General features: G+C 48.5%; 17 protein-coding genes and 3 tRNA genes. 10 read left to right on the top strand and 10 right to left on the bottom strand.

The genetic code is table 11. From position 1 onward, the window contains the following. Window positions 1-12: 12 nt before the first annotated feature. The 4 genes from GOC95_RS01725 to GOC95_RS01710 are packed head-to-tail and all read right to left on the bottom strand — an operon-like array spanning window position 13 to window position 5,939. Window positions 13-3,144: an efflux RND transporter permease subunit gene (locus GOC95_RS01725; RefSeq protein ID WP_275355315.1), complete on the bottom strand. Its 3,132-nt coding sequence runs from the start codon at window positions 3,142-3,144 to the stop codon at window positions 13-15. 36 nt (window positions 3,145-3,180) lie between these two features. Further along, complete coding sequence (locus GOC95_RS01720) at window positions 3,181-4,245, bottom strand: hypothetical protein (protein WP_275355312.1); 1,065 nt, start codon at window positions 4,243-4,245, stop codon at window positions 3,181-3,183. Continuing rightward, entirely contained in the window at window positions 4,242-5,660 is a 1,419-nt protein-coding gene (locus tag GOC95_RS01715) for a TolC family protein (RefSeq protein ID WP_275355310.1), read from the bottom strand. Before GOC95_RS01715 ends, GOC95_RS01720 begins: the two co-directional genes overlap by 4 nt. 42 nt (window positions 5,661-5,702) lie before the next feature. Further along, a complete protein-coding gene (locus GOC95_RS01710; RefSeq protein ID WP_194747649.1) occupies window positions 5,703-5,939 on the bottom strand; it encodes a hypothetical protein in 237 nt (78 codons plus the stop codon). Between the two features lie 145 nt (window positions 5,940-6,084). Between GOC95_RS01710 and GOC95_RS01705 the strand changes: the two genes are divergently transcribed. The 10 genes from GOC95_RS01705 to GOC95_RS01660 all read left to right on the top strand — a co-directional run bounded on the left by GOC95_RS01705 (window position 6,085) and on the right by GOC95_RS01660 (window position 15,885). Then, a tRNA-Leu gene (locus tag GOC95_RS01705) sits at window positions 6,085-6,169 on the top strand. A 159-nt stretch (window positions 6,170-6,328) separates the two neighbouring features. Beyond that, entirely contained in the window at window positions 6,329-6,703 is a 375-nt protein-coding gene (locus GOC95_RS01700) for a RidA family protein (protein ID WP_275355309.1), read from the top strand. A 335-nt stretch (window positions 6,704-7,038) separates the two neighbouring features. Beyond that, on the top strand, window positions 7,039-8,349 hold the full coding sequence (gene tig / locus GOC95_RS01695; protein WP_275355307.1) for a trigger factor: 1,311 nt from the start codon (window positions 7,039-7,041) through the stop codon (window positions 8,347-8,349). 3 nt (window positions 8,350-8,352) lie between these two features. Next, entirely contained in the window at window positions 8,353-9,000 is a 648-nt protein-coding gene (clpP, locus tag GOC95_RS01690; protein ID WP_275355305.1) for an ATP-dependent Clp endopeptidase proteolytic subunit ClpP, read from the top strand. 27 nt (window positions 9,001-9,027) lie between these two features. Then, window positions 9,028-10,317 carry an ATP-dependent Clp protease ATP-binding subunit ClpX gene (clpX, locus tag GOC95_RS01685; protein ID WP_194747643.1) on the top strand — a complete coding sequence of 430 codons (1,290 nt, stop codon included), beginning with the start codon at window positions 9,028-9,030 and terminating at the stop codon, window positions 10,315-10,317. Window positions 10,318-10,453: 136 nt separating this feature from the next. Next, window positions 10,454-12,886, top strand: a complete 2,433-nt coding sequence (gene lon, locus GOC95_RS01680) for an endopeptidase La (RefSeq protein ID WP_194747641.1) — start codon at window positions 10,454-10,456, stop codon at window positions 12,884-12,886. A 120-nt stretch (window positions 12,887-13,006) separates the two neighbouring features. Beyond that, window positions 13,007-13,279 carry an HU family DNA-binding protein gene (locus GOC95_RS01675; RefSeq protein ID WP_018985281.1) on the top strand — a complete coding sequence of 91 codons (273 nt, stop codon included), beginning with the start codon at window positions 13,007-13,009 and terminating at the stop codon, window positions 13,277-13,279. 60 nt (window positions 13,280-13,339) lie between these two features. Continuing rightward, a tRNA-Val gene (locus GOC95_RS01670) sits at window positions 13,340-13,415 on the top strand. Between the two features lie 163 nt (window positions 13,416-13,578). Next, window positions 13,579-13,655: transfer RNA gene (locus tag GOC95_RS01665), tRNA-Asp, on the top strand. A gap of 331 nt (window positions 13,656-13,986) precedes the next feature. After that, a complete protein-coding gene (locus GOC95_RS01660; RefSeq protein WP_275355298.1) occupies window positions 13,987-15,885 on the top strand; it encodes a SurA N-terminal domain-containing protein in 1,899 nt (632 codons plus the stop codon). A 77-nt stretch (window positions 15,886-15,962) separates the two neighbouring features. Here GOC95_RS01660 and GOC95_RS01655 read toward each other — a convergent pair whose 3' ends face one another. From GOC95_RS01655 to GOC95_RS01630, 6 genes are all read right to left on the bottom strand, one after another. After that, complete coding sequence (locus GOC95_RS01655) at window positions 15,963-16,580, bottom strand: cold shock and DUF1294 domain-containing protein (RefSeq protein WP_275355296.1); 618 nt, start codon at window positions 16,578-16,580, stop codon at window positions 15,963-15,965. Between the two features lie 203 nt (window positions 16,581-16,783). After that, window positions 16,784-17,305, bottom strand: coding sequence for a hypothetical protein (locus GOC95_RS01650; RefSeq protein ID WP_275355294.1), 522 nt, complete (start codon window positions 17,303-17,305; stop codon window positions 16,784-16,786). Window positions 17,306-17,415: 110 nt separating this feature from the next. Continuing rightward, window positions 17,416-17,898 carry a hypothetical protein gene (locus tag GOC95_RS01645; protein WP_275355292.1) on the bottom strand — a complete coding sequence of 161 codons (483 nt, stop codon included), beginning with the start codon at window positions 17,896-17,898 and terminating at the stop codon, window positions 17,416-17,418. Window positions 17,899-17,959: 61 nt separating this feature from the next. Then, the gene (locus tag GOC95_RS01640) at window positions 17,960-18,355 is read right to left on the bottom strand and encodes a hypothetical protein (RefSeq protein ID WP_275355290.1); all 396 of its coding nucleotides are present in this window, start codon (window positions 18,353-18,355) and stop codon (window positions 17,960-17,962) included. A gap of 307 nt (window positions 18,356-18,662) precedes the next feature. Continuing rightward, window positions 18,663-19,448 (bottom strand): SDR family oxidoreductase, encoded by a 786-nt coding sequence (locus GOC95_RS01635; protein ID WP_275355288.1) that lies wholly within the window; start codon window positions 19,446-19,448, stop codon window positions 18,663-18,665. A 48-nt stretch (window positions 19,449-19,496) separates the two neighbouring features. Next, window positions 19,497-20,321 (bottom strand): ABC transporter permease, encoded by an 825-nt coding sequence (locus GOC95_RS01630; RefSeq protein ID WP_194747631.1) that lies wholly within the window; start codon window positions 20,319-20,321, stop codon window positions 19,497-19,499. Between the last annotated feature and the right edge of the window lie 8 nt (window positions 20,322-20,329).

Here is a 20,329-nt window from a genome sequence, read left to right as displayed (position 1 = left end):
TAGCCAGGCGCATTACTGAGGGGCTGTCTGCTCAAACTTGCCAAAATGTAGCATGATCGTGGGCAGAATCAGCAAATTAAGAATTGTTGAAGACACCAGCCCGCCGACAATAATGGTCGCCATCGGGCCTTCAATCTCCCGCCCGGGTTCGCCGCTGCCAATGGCGAGCGGGAGTAAGCCTAACGCCGTTACCAATGCGGTCATCAGCACCGAAGGCAGCCGTTCTGAGGCGCCACGAATGCAGGTTTCCAGATTCCATTCACAGCCTTCATGATCCACCAGATGCTGGAAGTGCGATACCATCATGATGGAGTTGCGCAACGTGATGCCAAACAAGGTGACGAACCCCACCAATGTGCCTACCGAGATCCAGCCGCCACTAAAAAAGGTCACCACTACGCCGCCAATCAAGGCAAAAGGCAGATTGGCAAAGGCTAGCAGCAGGTTACGCAGCCGGCCAAACGCCATGTATAGCATGAGAAAAATGGCGATGCCAGCGACCAGCGAATGAATTATTAGGTCCTGACGCGATTGCGCGTTAGCTTCAGCCTCACCCGAAAATTCAAGATAGTTGCCGGGATTGAGTGTCATCTTTTCATGTAAAGCGCTTTGTATCTGTTTAAGCAATAATGCCTGGTCACGCCCAGCCATATTGGCGGTGACAGTTTGGATGCGTTTGGCACCTGAATGCAGGATTTTTGACCGTCCACCTTCCTGCGCAACATAAGCGACATCAGACAGCTTGAGCATCTGGCCTTCTGGGTTGAAAATGGGCAGGTTGCGCATATCGGCAATATCGTCGCGTGCAGCATCATTGAGCAGCACGCTGACACCGACCGCTCGATTGCCAATGTAAACCTGGTTGACCGGCACCCCTTCATAGCAGGCTTTAACCGTCTCCAGGACGTCCATAGGCTGCAACCCCCACAATGCCAGTTTTTCCTGCTTGAGCCGAATCACAATCTCTGGCGTTTCAGGTGGGGATTGCACCATGACATCACGAATGCCGCGTATCCCGGCCAATACACTGGCGACTTTTTGCGCATCCCTGTCCAGGGCATCCAGGTCCTGGCCGTAAATATTAATCACCAGGCCAGCGGCGTAACCCGAGATGGTTTCTTCAATCCGCTCGGTTAAAAACGTATTCATGGCAAAATTGGCGCCGACAAATCCAACTTCCACTTTACCGTCATCCTCTTCGTCCGTGGATTCGCCAGCCAGCTCCTCTCGGATGGCATGAAAAATACGCTCCTGCTCAGCGCCGGGCAAGGTGCCAGTCTCGACCTCAAACTCACTGTAGTGCGTGCCAAACGTATCTGCTGCATTCGGGGCACGGCCTACCCATTGGGCGACCGTTTTCACTCCGGGGATTTCCAGCAGGGTTTTAGTGACCTGATTGCCCAGCTTGAGTGACTGCACCTCTGAGGTCCCTGGCACGGTAGTCATGTGCAATACGTAGTGCCCTTCGTGCAGGGAGGGAATAAATTGGCTCCTGAATAAAGGCAGCAGGGCCAGGCCGAGTGCAATACACACAAAGCTGCTCAGCAGAATGAGCTGATAATGCTGTTCAATGCGGTGGAGCAGGGCGACATAACGGTGCTTGAGCCAGTGTAATAAAGGTGATTCTTGCGCATCTAAAGGCGCTTTCGCCAGCAACAGATAACAGAGTGCAGGGGTAAGGGTGAGGGCGACGAATAATGAGGCTAAGATGGCAGAAATATAAGCGTAGCCCAATGGCGCAAACAATTTTCCTGCTACCCCTGTCAAGGTCAGCAACGGTAAAAATACCAGCGCGACAATCATGGTGGCGTAGACCACCGAACTGCGCACCTCCATCGAAGCTTGAAAAACCACGGTTGACAGCGGTTGTGGCTGTGCAAGCTGGCGGTTTTCGCGCAGGCGGCGGAAAATATTTTCCGTATCAATAATGGCGTCATCCACCACTTCGCCCAGTGCAATCGCCAGCCCCCCCAGCACCATGATGTTGAGGCCTGCACCACACTGGTAGAGCACCACAATGGCGGTTAGCAGTGACAAGGGAATGGCGGTGGCGGAAATGACGGCCGTACGCACGTTGAACAAAAATACAAACAAGACGGCGATGACCAGTATGGAACCAATCAAGATATCGGAGCGCAGGCTGTGAATCGCCGTTTCAATAAAGTTGGCCGGGCGGAACAGGCCGGTGTGCAAGGTTGCTTGCGCGCGTTGCAAGCTGGGCTGTATCTCTGCCAGTTTTTGCTCCAGCTGTTTGGTGAGGGCGTATACGTTGGCCCCCAATTGCCCTTGCACCGATAGATAGACGCCCACCTTGCCATTGATCGCCGCACTGCTAATGGAGGGGGCCGCACCTTCTGCGACTTCGGCCACATCGCTGATGCGAATGGTCCGGCCAAGTTTGCGGAGCAGGGTAATGTGTGCGAGTTGCTGTGGTGTCGTGGTTTGCCCTTGCGTATTCAGAATGAGGCGCTGATTGTCATTTTGGATAAACCCGGCCCCTCTGACTCCAGTTGCGCGGGAGGCAGCATTGACGACATCTTGCACATTCAGCTGGTATAGCATCAATTTGCGCGGATCAATCTTGATTTGAAACTGACGCACTTGTCCGCCATAGACATTGACGTCAGCCACACCAGGTATGCTCATCAAATGCGGAGTCAGTTGCCAATCGACCAGTGTCCGTAGCGCCATCAGTGACAGCGTCTCCGAGGTAATACCCAGCCCGAGAACGGTACTGGCGGAAGAGGTCAGCGGTGTCATTTTGGGAACAATGCCTGCAGGTAGCAGATTGCCCAGCATGTTCAGGTGTTCCGCAACCATTTGCCGATTGCGGTATATGTCTGACTTGTCCTGGAAAACAACGGTGACGATGGACAAGCCTGGAATCGACTGCGAACGTAAGCTTTTGATGCCTATCGATCCCGAAAGCACGTTTTCAATCGGTTGCGTCACCATTTTTTCTACCAGGCTGGCGGACAAGCCCGGCGATTCGGTTTGAATCACCACCTGTGTTGGCGCAAACTCTGGAAAAACATTCAGGTCGCTCTGCTGCAGGCTGTAAACACCATACAGTACTACCAGCAGGGCCAGGCCGATGATGACACCGTAAAAGCGGATGGAAAATCTGACCAGGGCTGCCATCATGGTTTGAAATCTCTATTTTTTTCAAACAGTTGCAGATTAATCTTCATTTTCATTCTTGATCTGAAATTTGAACTCTTCCGACAACAGCAACTGTGCACCATGGGTGACGACTTCTGTGCCGGGCGTTAAATGGGTATCGAACCAGCCGTGCTCGAGTTCAATATCAGAAGCCACCGGTTTGCGTAAAAACGTATCTGGCTGAGTCTTGATGTAAATCCAGGCGATGCCCCCGTGCCAGGCAATCGCCTGGTTGGGCACCAGTACGCCTTTGAGTGATTTTGACGAAGCCTCGGCCGGAACCACATTGACCCGCATGCCTACCCGCAAATAATCGGCGGGCGCACTGTAAAAATAAGTTTTTCCGATATTGCTGATATCGGTTTGGATCGATTGCGAAACAAACTCTGCCCGGATGGGGGTGACTTCATCTTGAATCGGGGTCAGATAAACAACGGAGTCGGTGGCTGGTACCTCATAATTCAACGGAAAACTGACTTGTACCAGTACTTTTTTTTGCTTGATCAAGTCATTGAGCGGGCCTTGCGAAGGTTGCTGGGTGATGAGGGTGGCTAGCGGTTTGCCCCATTGTGCCACGATGGTGTCTGTGAGCGCCCTGAGTTGCTCTTGTGTCGTTTTGATATGCGTCTGGTCGCTAATCATCACTGACTGCGCCTCTTGTAGTGCCTTGTCCGAGATATTTTTGTCGTCTTCGTTCAGTTGCTTGTAACGCTGGTATTGCAGTTGATGGTTAGGCAACATGTTTTCAGCCAGTGCTAATTGCGACTTGAGTAGCTGATACTGGCTGTTGTAGTCCACCAGTGTCTGGATCGAGATCACCGAACCCAGCACCTTGATATTGCCATGATATTGATAGGCTTGCAGGGGCTGCACCTGGATGCCACTGTTTTTTTGCGTGGCTGCATTCAATTTGACCACTTGCAACCCATTTTGCTCGCTTACTCTTGAGGGGCCTTCAATGGTTTCATCTCCGTCATTCTGGACGGATTCATACTCATCGCGACCGACAATGGCAACGCACCATATCAGAACCACAATGAGTAAAACCTGAACCACAATAATCCACAGCGCTTTTTTATTCATTTGGCTGTTGCCTTTTGCTGTTGTTTTAGGGTGACCACCGGGCGCTGTGACAGCGCGATGGGTGTTTGCATTACGTTTTCAATCTCTTGCAATGCCCGCATGACATTGGCTTGCTGCAAAATGAGCCGTTGCTGCGCATTGTAAAATTGAATTTCGGCTTGCAAGTATTCCACTTTGTCGATCAGCCCTTGCCGCCACTGTTTTGCAAGCTGGGCCTTTCTCTGCATTTGCTGTTCATAGGTTTGTGTCAATGTGACCAGCAAACGTGCGCTATCGCGGTATTTGACATGCACCTGCTCTGAAGATTGAATCACCTGATGCTGTAAGGCATAAAAGCGCGCAGCTTCATTCAGTCTCACTTGCTCGGCTTGTGCCCACAAATCCGAATTGCGGTTGAGCAGGTTCAGCATGGTGCTCAATCCCAATGACCAGATTTTATCGCCATATTCATACATGATGCCGGGGCTGAGCGAGAGGTTGGGGTAGCGCTTGGCCATCTCCAGTTTCAGTTGCGACTCAGCCTTGGCATATTGTGCTAAGCCGCGTTGAATGTCCATGCGGTTGGTCAGCGCATAATGTTGTATGGTGGTCGCATCGGCATATACCGCTGCATGCGCAAAGCGCTCCTTGAGAATTTGGGAAAGCTGGACTGGCGCCAGTTTAAACAGCGGGTTGTTTTGTGTGGTCAGTCCGGCATCATGCAAGATTTTCTGCTCAGTCTGTTTGATTTGCACACTGGTTTGCTGCAACTGCCAGGCTGACTGGTCACGCTGCAAACGAATCGGCAGCACGTCAGATTGCCCTGCGACTCCCACATCCAGCCGTTTCTGGTAAGCATCCAGCAATTGATCCTGTGCTGTTTGCAATTTGCTCAAGTTTGCCTGCATTGCTTGCTGCTCTGCCAGCAAAATCAAGTCTACGCTCAATTGCTGCCTGAGCATCCACGCCGTTTCCGCGATCTGTATTTTGGCGATGTCTGCCTGATATTGCGCGATTTCAATGCTGATTTGTCGCTTGTTAGCAGTAATCAGCGGGATACTCACTTGCAGGCTATAAGCCCAGGGGCTGATGTCGCCATTGGCCTGGTTGCTATGCGCTAACTGGCTGTTCAAGCCGACTTGCGGCCGTAGTCCGGCACTGGTGATGCTGGCGAGCGCAACCGCATAATCGGATTTTGCAACTTTAAGGGCTGGATGAAAATAAAGCGCAGATAAGGTAAGGCTATCCAAATCCCAGGTCTGGATAGGCCAGGCGGTCTGGGGTGCATTGCTTAGAACAAACGTCTTGAAGCCATCTTCATCCGGCGCCGCTTCATGGATGGTGGTAATGTTTTCTTGTTGGGGAATCGGGTGTGGCTGAAAAGCAGTACCGCAAGCAGTCAGTAACCATGGAAAAGCAAAAGCTAGCAGACGCATCACATCTCAAGCCCGCATGTCAGACATGCACTTCACCAGAACTTAGTTGACGATGGTCGCGTGAACAGCGTCCAGCGCGTCTTGTAACAGGTCTTCTGGCAGCTGATTAATGGTCGTGGCCAATAAATCAGCAGCTTCCACCGTGCGAATTGGCAAATCCGGTGTGTTGAGTTCTGCAATGAGTCCGGCAGCCACCCCGGTGATTTTGAGCAAAATTTCACGCTCTCGCATCAAGAGCTCAAGTTCCGCTCTAAGCATGTTTTCTTCGGCTGAATGCATATCCTGTCCTATAACAACGTTTTTATGATGATTAATCTGGCATCTTGCAGTTGAACGGCTGGCTTGTCAATCTGAACTCGGCAAGTTTGTGAAAGCTGATGCAATTAGGGTATACTAGCGAATTGTCAGCGAACGATGGCAGTATGCGAAAGTGGCGAAATTGGTAGACGCACTGGATTTAGGTTCCAGCGCCTCGCGGCGTGAGAGTTCGAGTCTCTCCTTTCGCACCACCTCACCCGATGGTGGAGGATACAAATTAAAGGCTTCCTTTGCGGAGGCCTTTGTTGTTTTTGGCGGCCGTTCAATGGTCATGATAGAGCGGCCTAAGCAAATGATCTGGAGTGATTTGAGCGAGTCATCTTTGAGTGACGCTCTGAAAGGAACGAAAAATGAATATTGTACAAACAGCGAATGCACCAGCCGCGATCGGGCCTTACGCACAAGGTGTTGTCGTCGGGAATATGTTGTTTACCTCAGGTCAAATCGCCTTGCGCCCTGATGGCACGCTCAATGATGGCGATATTGAGACCCAGACGCGTCAAGTACTATCCAATTTGCAGGCTATTATCGAGGCTGCAGGGGGCAGTTTGCAGCAAGTTGTGAAAACAACCGTGTTTCTCAAGAATCTGGATGATTTTGTGGCGATGAATCAGGTGTATGCCGAGGTGTTCGGCACGCATACCCCGGCACGCTCCACGGTACAAGTGGCCAAATTGCCGCGCGATGTATTGGTTGAAATTGAGACGATTGTTGCGCTTGCTTAAGAGGGCGAGTAAACATTGCTAAGCTAGGCGGCTTGCAATTAAAGTGCTTAACCCCATCTTCGATTCATGTAGTGATCATTTCGCATTTTGATGGGGTTGTCGTTTACAAGCACACTGTCTTTCGCCATGTGTTGTTCACAGTTGCGCTAAACTGGCTTTAAGTTTATTTCAATTCAGACTTGTGTTATATTTTTACGCTCTTTTTTCATCATTTGATCGCCGGCCTCTGCCTTTAGAGTGTGGTCAGGTTGTGTGAAAACATTATTAAATGCGCATTCAATGGCGCTCACTTACATAACCCATCGTTAAATAACGATTTTTACAGGAAGTTCAGCATGGCAGCAGTATCTGTTGAAACAGTCAGCAACTTGGAACGTCGCATGACAATCAAAGTCCCTTTGGCACCGCTGGAAGGGCAAATCAGACAACGTTTACAGCAAATTTCACGTACCGCCAAGTTTGCTGGTTTCCGTCCGGGCAAAGCGCCCATGGGTTTGGTCAACCAGCACTATGGCAATCAGGTACGCGATGAAGTTTACTCCAAAGCGGTAGAAACCAGCTTTGGTGAAGCGGTAGAGCAGAATCAGCTGCGTGTGGCAGGCTTCCCGAATATCGAGCATATTCCGTTTAAGGATGCTGCAGAGGAATTTGAATACATTGCTACTTTCGAAATTTTCCCGGAAGTGAAACTGGGCGATCTGAGCAAAGTCAAAATTGAGCGTCCAGCCTTAGAGTTGACCGATGCCGATGTGGAAAAAACATTGGATGTGTTGGTGAAGCAGCGCGTGAGCTATGAGCCGGTCAAACGCATGTCGAAAAAGGGTGACCGCATTAACATTACTTTGACCGCTTCTATTGATGGTGAGCAGGTTGAAAGTACTGGCGACCGTGGTATTGATCTTGTGATCGGTGAACCAGGCCGTGTGAAAGAATTTGACGATGCGTTGATCGGTGGCAAAGCTGGTACCGAAAAAACATTTGAGATCACTTATCCGGAAGATCACAATCCGGCGCAGTTGGCAGGTAAAGCTGTGTCTTATGCGGTGAAGTTTGTTTCTGTGTCGCAGCCAGTCTACCCTGAAGTGGATGCTGAGTTTGCGAAAAGCCTCGGGGTGGAAGATGGCAACATCGACACCATGAAAGCTGAAATCAAGCAAAGCCTTGAGCAAGAAGTAGATAAACGTATCAAGGCACGGGTTAAAGAGTCTGTCTTCCAGGCCTTGGTCGATGAGAGCAGCTTTGAATTGCCTAAAGCAGTGATTGCGGCCGAGACTAATCGTTTGATGCAGGTTGCTGCACAAAACCTGCGTCAGCGCGGTGTGGATCCGGCACAAGTGCCTATGGAGCCTTCTGTGTTTGAAACGCAGGCACAGCGCAATGCCAAGTTGCGTTTGGTTTTAACTGAGTTGGTCAACACCAACAACTTGCAGGCCAATGCCGATCAGGTACGTGCGATGGTAGATACTTTCGCGCAAAGCTTTGAGAAACCTGAAGAGCTGGTCAACTGGTATTATGCAGATGTGAAACGTCTGGATGAGCCAGCGGCCTTGGCGACCGAAGAAAATGTTGTTGCCTGGGTGTTGGAAAAAGCCAAAGTAACAAACAAAAAAATTAAATTTGATGAATTGATGATGGCAGGTGCTTAAACCATGAATTATATGAACGCGAACGAAGGCATGATGCAACAACGTATGGAGCCACAAGGCCTGGGATATATCCCTATGGTTATTGAGCAGAGTGGCCGAGGAGAGCGTTCATATGACATCTATTCCAGGCTGCTCAAAGAACGCGTCATTTTTCTGGTGGGGCCGGTCAATGACATGACCGCCAATCTGGTGGTGGCGCAGTTGCTGTTCCTCGAGGCCGAGAATCCTGACAAGGACATTTCTCTCTACATTAACTCTCCCGGTGGCTCGGTCACTGCGGGGATGTCTATCTATGACACCATGCAGTTCATCAAGCCCGATGTCAGCACGCTGTGTATCGGTCAAGCTGCCAGCATGGGCGCGTTCCTGCTGACCGCTGGTGCGAAAGGCAAGCGTTTCTGCCTGCCTAACTCACGCGTGATGATTCACCAGCCGCTGGGTGGCTTCCAGGGGCAGGCGTCTGATATCGAGATCCATGCCAAAGAGATTTTGTACCTGAAGGACAAACTCAATGGCATCATGGCCCATCACACTGGCCAAAGTATTGAAACCATTGCCAACGATACCGATCGTGACAATTTTATGAGTGCTGACGCTGCCAAAGCTTATGGTTTGGTAGATCAGGTGATTGCCGCACGTAGCGCTGCTTAATCAGCGCGTAACTAGCAGGGGAATAGCATGGCAAACAAATCTGACAGCGAGAAGCTGTTATATTGCTCGTTTTGTGGCAAAAGTCAGCATGAAGTGAAAAAACTGATTGCAGGCCCCTCTGTGTTTATTTGTGATGAATGCGTTGATTTATGCAATGACATTATTCGTGAAGAAATTCAGAGCCTTAACGAAATCAAGTCCGCAGACAAAAAATTGCCGACGCCACAAGAAATCTGCTCTATTTTGGATCAGTATGTGATTGGCCAAATACAGGCGAAAAAAAATCTGTCTGTTGCAGTGTATAACCACTACAAACGTCTGGGGTATAACCCTTTGTCTGACGGCAACCAGTCTGGCAAAGATGATGTTGAGGTACAAAAAAGTAACATTTTGCTGATTGGGCCAACCGGCTCTGGCAAAACATTGCTGGCGCAGACCTTGGCACGTTTGCTGGATGTGCCTTTTGTGATGGCGGATGCGACCACACTGACCGAAGCCGGTTATGTGGGTGAGGATGTTGAAAACATCATGCAGAAACTGCTGCAAAAGTGTGATTACGATGTAGAGAAAGCCCAGCGCGGCATTGTTTATATCGATGAAGTCGACAAGATTTCCCGTAAGTCTGATAACCCGTCAATCACCCGTGATGTGTCTGGTGAAGGCGTGCAACAGGCCTTGTTGAAACTGATCGAAGGCACGATTGCCTCTGTGCCACCACAAGGTGGACGCAAGCATCCTAATCAGGAGTTTGTGCAGTTGGATACCACCAACATTCTGTTTATCTGCGGCGGCGCTTTTGACGGGCTGGAAAAAGTCATTCGTCACCGTTCAGAAAAAGGTGGTATTGGTTTTGGTGCCGAAGTGAAGAGCAAAGAAGATGTACGCGCGGTTGGCGAAGTCTTGCGTGAAGTGGAGCCAGAAGATCTGATCAAGTTTGGTTTGATTCCTGAGTTCATTGGTCGTCTGCCAGTCGTGGCGACACTTGAGTCTCTTGATGAGGCTGCACTGATGACGATTCTGGTAGAACCCAAAAACGCGCTGACCAAGCAATACATGAAGCTGTTCAAAATGGAAGGCGTTGAGCTGGAGTTTGAAGAGTCTGCCTTGCGTCTGATTGCTAAAAAAGCGCTGGAACGTAAAACCGGTGCACGTGGCCTGCGTTCGATTCTCGAGCACGCTTTGCTAGACCTGATGTATGAGCTGCCATCTCTCAAAAACTTGTCCAAAGTGATTGTAGATGCTGGCGTGATTGAACACACCTCCGAACCAATTCTGATTTATCAGGATGCACAAAAACGCGTTGAAAACGCACATTAAATCCCGCTTGCAATAGCCGTCCGGCTATTGCAAGATAGCATCTAATAGCATGAGATGCTTGCTCTCTTGAATTCTCAAAGAATGTTCCCATCTATATGCAAAGGACTTGTTCCTTTGACACTTATTGAAAGACGCTATGACAGAACACACTTTGCTTGACTCCGAGACACCGGAAAACGCTTTAATCCCTTTATTGCCTTTGCGCGATGTCGTCGTCTATCCCCACCTGGTGATTCCATTGTTTGTTGGCCGGACTAAATCGGTCAAAGCGTTGGAGCGCGCTTCAGAGGGTGACAAAAAGATTTTGCTGGTTGCACAAAAGTCAGCCAACAAAGACGATCCTGTGGCTGAAGATTTGTATGAAATCGGTACCCTGGCGACCGTGCTGCAAATGCTCAAGCTCCCGGATGGTACAGTGAAAGTCCTGGTAGAAGGCTTGCATCGCGTACGCGTTTCCGATTTTGTGGAGACTGACGAGTGCTTTATGGCCTTGGGTGAAGAAGTTGAGCAAACAGACCAGGATGACAAAGAGGCCGAAGCCTTGATGCGTACGGTCATGACCCAGTTTGATCAATACGTTAAACTCAATAAAAAGATTCCCCCCGAAATTCTGACTTCACTGGCAACAATTAACGAGCCTGGTCGTTTGGCTGATACCATTTCAGCCCACTTGACGCTCAAGCTGGAAGAAAAGCAGAAAGTGCTTGAGATGCTCAGCGTGATTGAGCGTCTGGAGCATTTGCTCTACCTGATGGAGTCTGAAATCGACATTCTGCAGGTTGAAAAACGCATCCGTGGCCGTGTTAAACGGCAGATGGAAAAAAGTCAGCGCGAGTACTACCTCAATGAGCAGGTGAAAGCCATCCAGAAAGAACTCGGTGAGCAGGATGAAAATGCCGAGATGGAAGAGCTGGACCAGCGCATTAAAAACGCAGCCATGCCTAAAGAAGCATTAGCCAAAGTCACCGCCGAGTTCAAGAAGCTGAAACTGATGTCACCGATGTCAGCTGAAGCTTCTGTGGTACGTAACTACATTGATACTCTGTTAAATCTGCCATGGAAAAAGAAAACCAAAATCAGTAAAGACTTGCAGGCAGCAGAAGCGATTCTGGATGCGGATCACTATGGTCTTGATAAAGTCAAAGAGCGTATTGTGGAATATCTGGCAGTACAGCAGCGTGTTGGCAAGCTCAAAGCCCCAATTTTGTGCCTGGTGGGCCCTCCAGGGGTGGGTAAAACCTCGCTGGGACAGAGTATCGCCAAAGCGGTCAACCGCAAGTTTGTGCGCATGGCTTTAGGCGGTGTGCGTGATGAGGCGGAGATTCGCGGCCATCGCCGTACTTATATTGGCTCCATGCCAGGCAAAGTGCTGCAAAGCATGACGAAAGTTGGCGTGAAAAACCCGTTGTTCCTGCTTGATGAAGTCGACAAAATGGGCCAGGACATGCGCGGTGATCCGTCTTCAGCTTTGCTGGAGGTGTTGGATCCAGAACAAAACCATACCTTTGCTGACCACTATGTCGAGGTTGATTATGACCTGAGTGACGTCATGTTCGTCGCGACGGCTAACAGTATGAATATCCCCGAGCCGTTATTGGACCGGATGGAGATTATTCGTCTGTCAGGGTATACCGAAGATGAGAAGATCAATATTGCGCAACGCTACTTGTTACCCAAGCAGCTTAAAGCCCATGGCTTGAAGTCTACCGATATTTCGGTGGCGGAAAGTGTGCTGCGCGATATCGTGCGTTACTACACCCGTGAAGCGGGGGTGCGTCGCCTGGAGCAGGAAATTGCCAAGGTCTGCCGTAAAGCAGTCAAAGAGCAATTGCTGGCAAAAGGCAAAACCAAAACCGTTAAAAAGATTAACATCACCAGCAAGAATATTGAGCAATACCTGGGCGTCAAGCGCTATGACTTTGGTGTTGCCGCTAAAGATAACCAGGTAGGGCAGGTGACAGGCTTGGCATGGACCTCGGTTGGCGGTGAGTTGCTGACCATTGAGGCGGTGACTTTGCCTGGTAAGGGTAAAACGATCACCACAGGTAAGTTGGGCGATGTGATGCAAGAGTCTGTCACTGCGGCCATGAGTGTGGTACGTAGCCGTTCAGAAGGATTGGGTATTCCGACCGACTTTTACGAGAAGAAGGATATTCATATCCACTTGCCAGAAGGTGCGACGCCTAAAGATGGTCCAAGTGCGGGTATTGCCTTAACCACTGCCTTTGTGTCTGTGCTGACGGGCATTCCAGCCCGTGCAGACGTGGCGATGACAGGTGAGATCACCTTGCGTGGGGAAGTGCTGGCGATTGGCGGCTTAAAAGAGAAATTGCTTGCCGCTCACCGTGGGGGGATTAAAACGGTATTGATTCCTTCAGCTAATGAAAAGGACCTGGTTGAAATCCCTGCCAACATCAAAAAGGATCTCGACATTCATTGCGTGAAATGGATAGATCAGGTGTTGGATCTTGCGCTGGAAAGAGCACCGCAACCGTTGGCTGTGGAAGCGCCTGCAGTCGAGATTGTTGCCGCTGGCGAGGGGAATGCCGAGCAAGCTGTCACGCATTAGTAAAATTGATGCGAATTATTGTCAAAAGGCCGGAATACCGCTTGACAGCTCGTTTTGCGGCTTGATATAAAGACGGTACAGGATGTACCTGTCTTTTTAACTAGTTATTAGGGGAAACACGTGAATAAATCAGAATTGATAGATCATATTGCAAGTGCTGCTGGTATTTCTAAAGCCGCTGCGGCTCGTGCTCTGGATGCAACAACTGAGGCTATTTCCGGTGCATTGAAAAAAGGTGATATGGTGACCTTGATTGGTTTTGGTACATTCTATGTAGGTGAGCGTTCTGCCCGTTCTGGCCGTAATCCTCGTACCGGCGCAACAATTAACATCAAAGCTGCTAAATCTCCTAAATTTAGGGCTGGTAAAGGCCTTAAAGATGCTGTAAACTAGCATTCTTTGGTTGAGCAGCGTTTGTTGCTTAACTGCAGTAGCAACACCAGTGGTTGTTACGGGTGCTTAGCTCAGTTGGTAGAGCGTCGCCCTTACAAGGCGAATGTCAGCGGTTCGACCCCGTTAGCACCCACCAAACAATTTAAATTAAGAGTGCGAAGTTTGCGCTCTTAATTTTTTGAGTGACACGGCACTTAAGAAGTTACTTTAATTAGCAATGCTAAGTACCGAATAAGTAATTAAAAAAATTAGTTGATTTTATAAAAAACAATGTTATAATTTCAGCTTAACGATTACCGGGAGCGGTAGTTCAGTTGGTTAGAATACCGGCCTGTCACGCCGGGGGTCGCGGGTTCGAGCCCCGTCCGCTCCGCCAAATAAAAGCCCTGATTATTCAGGGCTTTTTTCTTTTTCAGCCTCTAAATCAATCCTCATCTACTCACTAAAAATTCCAGCATTGGTACAAGTAATTTTATATCTGCTGAGTTTGTACAGGCTCTGCGCTGAGTGTCACACCTTTACCGCTCGGTATCATACCTAGCTTGCAGTACTTTGATTGAGTGTGGGCTACTGGCGTGATTATTACTGTTTATTTTTCCTGCACAAATTGGCCGCGCTTATGTCTTAAAGGCGTTGCACTCAGGCGGTTTTAATCGCTTTATGGTATAGTTTGCTGTTGCAAAAAATCAGGTAATGGAAACGATAAAATGTTGGAAGCACTTAGAAAACATACACAAGGATGGATGGCAAAAATCATTCTGGCACTGATTGTGGTGCCGTTTGCATTGTTTGGCATCGACTCCTATTTGAATCAGGCGGGTGGGCAGGTTGCAGTGGCCAAAGTTGATGGCCAGAAGATATCACTGCAGGAATATTCTAACGCCGTGGAAAATGCGCGTAACTATATGCAGTCCCAGGGACAAAAAGTCGATACGGCTTTGCTCGAAAGTCCAGCTTTCAAGCAATCTGTGCTGGAAGGCATCATTACACGTCGGCTGATTGAAGGCGCGATTCATGATTACCGCTTTAAAATCAGTGACGAGCAACTCAGCCAGCATATTCTTGGCATGCCCGAGTTTCAAAGCAACGGTAAGTTTTCTGAGGAAACCTACAACCAGTTGCTGACACAAAACAAGCTGACACCAGCCAAATTTGAGCAGAGCATACGCAAAGACCTCGCGGTCCAGCAGGTAAGAGAAGGCCTGAGCAATCTGGTGTTTATGCCAAAAAAAGTCGCTGAGCAATCGCTTATGTCCGAGTTTGAACAGCGTGAAGTCAGCGTGACGGATATTAAAGTTGCTGACTTTATGAATCAGGTGACGGTGACGCCTGAGCAGGTGCAAGCGTATTACAACCAGCATAAAACTAAATTCATTGCACCAGCCAAGGTGAAGTTACAGTTTGCCTTGCTCTCTGCTGCAGGCCTGATGGGCCAAGTTAGCGTGACTGACCAAGAAGTTAAGCAATACTATGATGAAAATGCGGCTAAATTTCAGGGCAATGAACAACGTCAGGCCAGCCATATTTTGATCGGCTTTAATAGCACTGCCACGCCTGCTGAAAAAGCCGCTGCCAAAGAAAAAGCAGAGTCCATTCTCAAGCAGGTCAAGGCCAATCCTAAGAGTTTTGAAAAGCTGGCAATTGAGTTTTCACAAGACACAGGCTCAGCAGGCAAGGGCGGCGATTTAGGCAGTTTTGGCCGTGGTGCGATGGTCAAGCCTTTTGAGGATGCAGCTTTCTCAATGAAGGTTGGCGATATCAGCGATTTGGTGGAGTCTGAGTTCGGCTACCATATCATCAAGCTGACAGGCATTACAGGCGAGTCTTCTGATTTTGATTCGATGAAGCTCAAAATTAAAGCCGAATTGTTGTTCCAGAAAGCACAAGCCAAATATGCAGAATTGGCCGATGATTTTGGCAATACTGTGTATGAGCAATCTGGCAGCATGGAGCCAGCGGTCAAGAAATTTAACCTGCAATTGCAGTCTTCTCCAGCCATGAGCAAAGATGAAGTCGCCAAGTTCTTCAAAAGCGATCGTTTTGCTTCCTTGGTGTTCTCCGATGACGTGCTTAAAGATAAACGCAATACCGAAGCCGTTGAGGTATCACCGAATAACCTGGTGTCTGCACGCGTGGTTGAGTACAGCCCAGAAGCGCCTCGTAGCTTTGATGAAGTTAAAGCCGGTATTGAAGGCTTGCTCAAAGCTGAAGCCGCAGATAAATTGGTGCAGCAAAAAGGCGAGGCCTTGTTGGCTGAGCTAAAGGCCGGTAAAGCAAGCAATGCAGACTGGATTACGCCCGTGACGGTTGATCGCAGAAATGCGCAGGGCTTGAGCGATGGTGTGATGAGAAATGTGTTCAAGGTCAACACACATACACTGCCAGCGTACTATGGCTTTAACGAGGCCAACAAAGGCTATACCGTGATTAAAGTGATTGCGGTGAACCAGAAGCTCAAAGACCAGCCAGATGTGGCGGACAGAGCCTTTAAAGTGTATCAGATGGCACTGGGGGCAGAGATGTCACATGCTTATGTCGCTTCGCTCAAAGCCAAGAAAGATATTCAGTTCAATGCCAAAGTGTTGTTATCTAAAGGTAACGAATAATTAGCGAACTGAAGTGAAAAAAGGAGGGCATAGCCCTCCTTTTTTATTTCATGTCACTCTGTAATTGATACACCTGGCTAATTTAAAAATGCGCCAATCACGCGCTCTGTAAAAGCAAATCCATCTATGGAAAGCAGCCACGCTAATGTCGCGCAGTTCAGAATAATAGTTGCCCAAAAAATCACTTGAAAAGAAAGCTTCTTTGATTTGTGGCGAAACAGTTTCTGCCCAATAATGGCCCCAGGCCAGCCACCGATTAATGCCAATAGATGCAAGGTTTTTTCAGGGGTACGTCTATTGTTCTGCCTTGCAGCACTTTTATCCAGCCTGTAAGCAATGAGTGTGCAACTGCTCATCAGCAAATAGATCCCTAACACCCATAATGGCAGTTTTCCGGCGAAAACGGATATTGCCATGCAAACAAGGAAAAGGATGGCAAATAGCAATAGAAACTGCCCATCCTTTGATCGCGATGGTGCATCAATGTATTGAACATGCTCGGCCTTTAATTTTCCACTCGCATCTTTACTGACTTCATAACTCACAATCTCGTTGCCAATCGGCCGTCGCTGATGGTTTGAAAATGCAGTGATATGTACAAACACTTGCTTTCCGCTACTATTGGGCGTGATAAAGCCAAACCCTTGTTCGTCTTTCCAGGTGGTAACTCTGCCTTGATAACGAGTGCATTTCATAATTCATTTCTGTTAGATATCCGTTTGATCTGACTCGCTAGGTTTCGCCTTCATAGCGCATGAACTCTGCAACTCTTTGATAAGCTACCAAAGATAAGGAGACGAGAATGGCAGCAGCTTTTGCGAGCGTTCTCATAAACCCGCTAACGTTTGACCTAATCGGCGCCAGAGCGCAGCATTTTGGCATCCGGTTGACGGACTTGTTAGCAGTATTTCGCGTCATGAGTGTTCGATACCTCTCGACTGTATGCAGCTTTAAACTCAGTGAGTGTTCTGGCCTTGCCCCAAAGATCTGCGATGTACTCGAACTCTTGTTCGAAGGGCTCGCGGAATGCATCGACGTCGGTAGCGTATTCACAGTTTCTGCTGAGCATAACTAGCCAATTTGGATACCCAAGACTGACAAAGAGTATGGTGAACTTGCCATTGAGCGACTCAATGGACTCTGCGCCAGACAAATACAAAGGCCGTAAACTCGCCACGTACTTTCCTGCAGCAAGTTGCTTGTCCAATGCCTCAGGGCCTTTGTAGCGCTCCAAAATCGTATGAGTCAACGGAGAAGCTTCTTCTAGTACTGTTGCTGCTGCAAGCAAGATAACGTCTAGATCATCACCTTCTTGATTGAGCTCCAATCGTTCAATTGCCCAGTCGATGCACGGTTGTATCTCACCTAAACCAAGCGTAAGCATCATGTAGTGGCGCTGAAGTTGGTCGATGGCTTCCATGAGACTGCTAACGTTTGACATAAGGAGCTGGCGACATTGGTGGCTCCACCCTCGTTATTGAAAATTCCATCATCGAAGATTGTTTTCGCCAGTTCCTCTTGATGGATGGGTTAGGGGCTAACATTAAACTCAACCTGGAAAATTACCTCACCACTGGTTTTAAGTGGTGTAAGGGCTTTTGTCTTGTCATAAAGTTCATGCAGTACAGCTTCTTGTGCACTGCCTTGACTAGCAATTTGTACAACATGATGATTGGGTTGACAGTTGAATTGAAGAAGCACTCGGGCTGGAGCTATATTTTTTGCCAAAATGGCATGTGCCTCATTTTCGGCTGATTTAATAAATGAGTCGAGCTCTTCAACAAGGACTCTTTCTTTCAAGTCAGGCTCACCAGTTAGAAGTCGGACGTTACTTATAGTTACTTTCTCGTTTTTGGCGAAATTTTGCCCCTCTGGACTGTAGGTTTTAAATTCTCCATTGGTTAGATATGTGCGACCATCTACTGGATTTCCATAGCTAGACTCACCAAATACAAAGCTAGTAGACAAGAAGAAAAATAAACCCGTAATAGCGAGGCGATGCTTTAGTAGCATAGTATTAGCCCCTAACGTTTGAATTAAGGGGCGCCGTTAGGCGTCCCGCTTGAATGATGGGTTAGAGAGCATTTTCTACCTCTTGCCGTGCTGAATTTTCCCACACTCCTATATAGCTTTGGTCTGCTGTAAAATAACCCGAAAGAACTGGACCGTCACTAAAGTTCTCAGAGCTAAATTTATACTCTGTTTTAAGAGAGCCTAAAGCACTAAGTTTGAACTCAAAATAGATGTTTTCTTCCATATTCGACCATTTTAGTTCAGTGCTTTTACCGACTGATACATCAAGTTTCTTGAGTGTTTTGATTAGCAACAACCACTCACTTTTTTGAACAGTACATGTAAAAGCGCCCTGAAACTGCTGGGTTTTGACTTTGACATTGGTATCCATCCACTCCTCACTGTCGGGAAGTGATAAATCAATTTCACATTCAAAAGCATGCCCAGTTATTTTCATTGTTGCGCTCTAACGTTAATTAGACCCCAAAAACGAACCTAAACTTTTATTTAGACTAGGGGCTATAAATATTAAAAAATAAATTTTAATTAAAATACAATATATTATATATTTTTATTACACCATAATTAAATGAGAATTAAATTCTAGTGCACCTTTAATTGGTTTGTTTGTATTTTTTTGATTGCTTTGAAGATATTGTGCAATTTAGCGCATTGTTATTAAGCAGTGCAAGTATTCGGCATTTAGCTATAAAAAAACGCCTGGCTTTTATCAGCGCAGGCGTTTTTTATGCAGGTGGTCAACTTTAGTCGATTTGACCAGCAGCAGTGATGTTCATGCCACCATCAACATAAGTGATTTCACCAGTCACACCAGAGGCGAGGTCGCTGGTCAGGAAGGCGGCGACATTGCCAACTTCGTCGATGGTCACGTTACGGCGCAAGGCGGCGTGTTTTTCGTTAAAACCGATCATTTTGTCAAAGTCAGCGATGCCTGAGGCAGCCAGCGTTTTGATTGGGCCAGCAGAAACCGCGTTAACACGGATTCCGCGTGGGCCAAGGCTTTGTGCCAGGTAGCGTACGTTGGCTTCCAGACTGGCTTTGGCGACCCCCATGACGTTGTAATTAGGCATGGTGCGTTCTGCGCCCAAATAGCTGATGGTCAACAGGCTGCCATTGCGGCCTTGCATCATCGGGTAGGCTGCTTTGGCCATCGCAGAGAAGCTGTAGGAGCTGATATCGTGTGCAATGCGGAAATATTCGCGGTCGATTCTTTCGAGGTAGTCACCATCAAGAGCGACTTTAGGGACGAAAGCAATCGAGTGCACCAGGCTATCCAGGCCATCCCAGATTTTAGCCAGCTCTACAAACAGGTTGTCGATTTGTGCATCTTCAGCAACGTCACAGGGGAGAACGATCTCGGATTCAAAGTCTGCGGCCAGGTCACGTACACGCTTTTCGTGCTTGTCGACTTGATAGGTAAATGCTAGTTCGGCACCTTCACGTTTCATTGCGGCTGCGATGCCATAAGCGATTGAACGGTTGCTCAGCAAACCGGCAATCAGGATTTTTTTTCCAGCAAGAAATGCCATGCTTGTTCCTGTGTGGTTGTTAGTTCGTTTGGTCAGTTGATTGAAGGGTTAGCGTACTGTGTTGGAACGTGGGTCGAACACATCCCGCAGCCCTTCGCCGAGCAGATTATACCCTAACACCGTGATTAAAATGGCAAGTCCGGGAAACACGGATAACCACCAGGCAAACTGGATATATTCTTTACCATCGGTGAGGATGTTGCCCCAGGAGGCTTGCGGCGGTTGCACGCCCAGACCTAAAAAGCTGAGGCCAGACTCAAGGAGCACGGCGCTGGCGATGCCCAGCACGACACTGACCAGAATAGGGGTGAGGCTGTTAGGCAGGCAATGTTTGAAAATAATGCGGCTGTCCAGAGCACCGAGCGCAGTGGAAGCGGTGACAAATTCACGTTGTGTCAGACTCAGGAATTCAGCGCGCACCAGCCGCGTGACGCCCATCCAGGAGGTGAGGCCGATGACCACCATGACGTTGGTGATCGAAGGACTTAAAAAGGCAATCACGGCTAAAATCAAGAAAAAACTGGGAATAGACAACATCAAATCAACCAGTCGCATGATCAGCGTATCTACCCAACCACGATAGTAGCCAGCTAAAGCACCGAGCACGACCCCGATGGCAGTCGAAATCCCCACCGCGACCAGGCCTACCAATAGCGAGACGCGGCCGCCAAACAGCATCCGGCTCCAGACATCCCGCCCCAGACCATCGGTGCCCATCCAGTGCTGGCCCGAAGGCCCCACCAAAATCTGCTTGACCTGGATTGCATCTGGGTCATAAGGGGCAATCCAGGGCGCGAGTAGCGCCAGCAGCAAGATGATGCTGATAATGATCAACCCGGTTAGGGCTAAGGGATTTTGCAGGACTTTTTTCATGTCTGGAT

The sequence above is a fragment of the Methylophilus sp. YYY-1 genome (assembly GCF_029132825.1).
GTDB classification, from domain to species: Bacteria; Pseudomonadota; Gammaproteobacteria; order Burkholderiales; family Methylophilaceae; genus Methylophilus; species Methylophilus glucosoxydans.
The sequence above is the reverse complement of the archived record's forward strand: the minus strand, read 5'-3'. Positions and strand labels throughout refer to the sequence as shown.

What these genes read in the sequence shown, in the direction of transcription:
- GOC95_RS01640 (WP_275355290.1), bottom strand. Translation starts at nt 18,355, where the DNA reads ATGAAAATAACTGGGCATGCTTTTGAATGTGAAATTGATTTATCACTT.
- GOC95_RS01660 (WP_275355298.1), top strand. Translation starts at nt 13,987, where the DNA reads ATGTTGGAAGCACTTAGAAAACATACACAAGGATGGATGGCAAAAATC.
- GOC95_RS01655 (WP_275355296.1), bottom strand. Translation starts at nt 16,580, where the DNA reads ATGAAATGCACTCGTTATCAAGGCAGAGTTACCACCTGGAAAGACGAA.
- GOC95_RS01630 (WP_194747631.1), bottom strand. Translation starts at nt 20,321, where the DNA reads ATGAAAAAAGTCCTGCAAAATCCCTTAGCCCTAACCGGGTTGATCATT.
- GOC95_RS01715 (WP_275355310.1), bottom strand. Translation starts at nt 5,660, where the DNA reads ATGCGTCTGCTAGCTTTTGCTTTTCCATGGTTACTGACTGCTTGCGGT.
- GOC95_RS01725 (WP_275355315.1), bottom strand. Translation starts at nt 3,144, where the DNA reads ATGATGGCAGCCCTGGTCAGATTTTCCATCCGCTTTTACGGTGTCATC.
- GOC95_RS01710 (WP_194747649.1), bottom strand. Translation starts at nt 5,939, where the DNA reads ATGCATTCAGCCGAAGAAAACATGCTTAGAGCGGAACTTGAGCTCTTG.
- GOC95_RS01700 (WP_275355309.1), top strand. Translation starts at nt 6,329, where the DNA reads ATGAATATTGTACAAACAGCGAATGCACCAGCCGCGATCGGGCCTTAC.
- tig (WP_275355307.1), top strand. Translation starts at nt 7,039, where the DNA reads ATGGCAGCAGTATCTGTTGAAACAGTCAGCAACTTGGAACGTCGCATG.
- lon (WP_194747641.1), top strand. Translation starts at nt 10,454, where the DNA reads ATGACAGAACACACTTTGCTTGACTCCGAGACACCGGAAAACGCTTTA.
- clpX (WP_194747643.1), top strand. Translation starts at nt 9,028, where the DNA reads ATGGCAAACAAATCTGACAGCGAGAAGCTGTTATATTGCTCGTTTTGT.
- GOC95_RS01650 (WP_275355294.1), bottom strand. Translation starts at nt 17,305, where the DNA reads ATGGAAGCCATCGACCAACTTCAGCGCCACTACATGATGCTTACGCTT.
- GOC95_RS01635 (WP_275355288.1), bottom strand. Translation starts at nt 19,448, where the DNA reads ATGGCATTTCTTGCTGGAAAAAAAATCCTGATTGCCGGTTTGCTGAGC.
- GOC95_RS01645 (WP_275355292.1), bottom strand. Translation starts at nt 17,898, where the DNA reads ATGCTACTAAAGCATCGCCTCGCTATTACGGGTTTATTTTTCTTCTTG.
- GOC95_RS01720 (WP_275355312.1), bottom strand. Translation starts at nt 4,245, where the DNA reads ATGAATAAAAAAGCGCTGTGGATTATTGTGGTTCAGGTTTTACTCATT.
- clpP (WP_275355305.1), top strand. Translation starts at nt 8,353, where the DNA reads ATGAATTATATGAACGCGAACGAAGGCATGATGCAACAACGTATGGAG.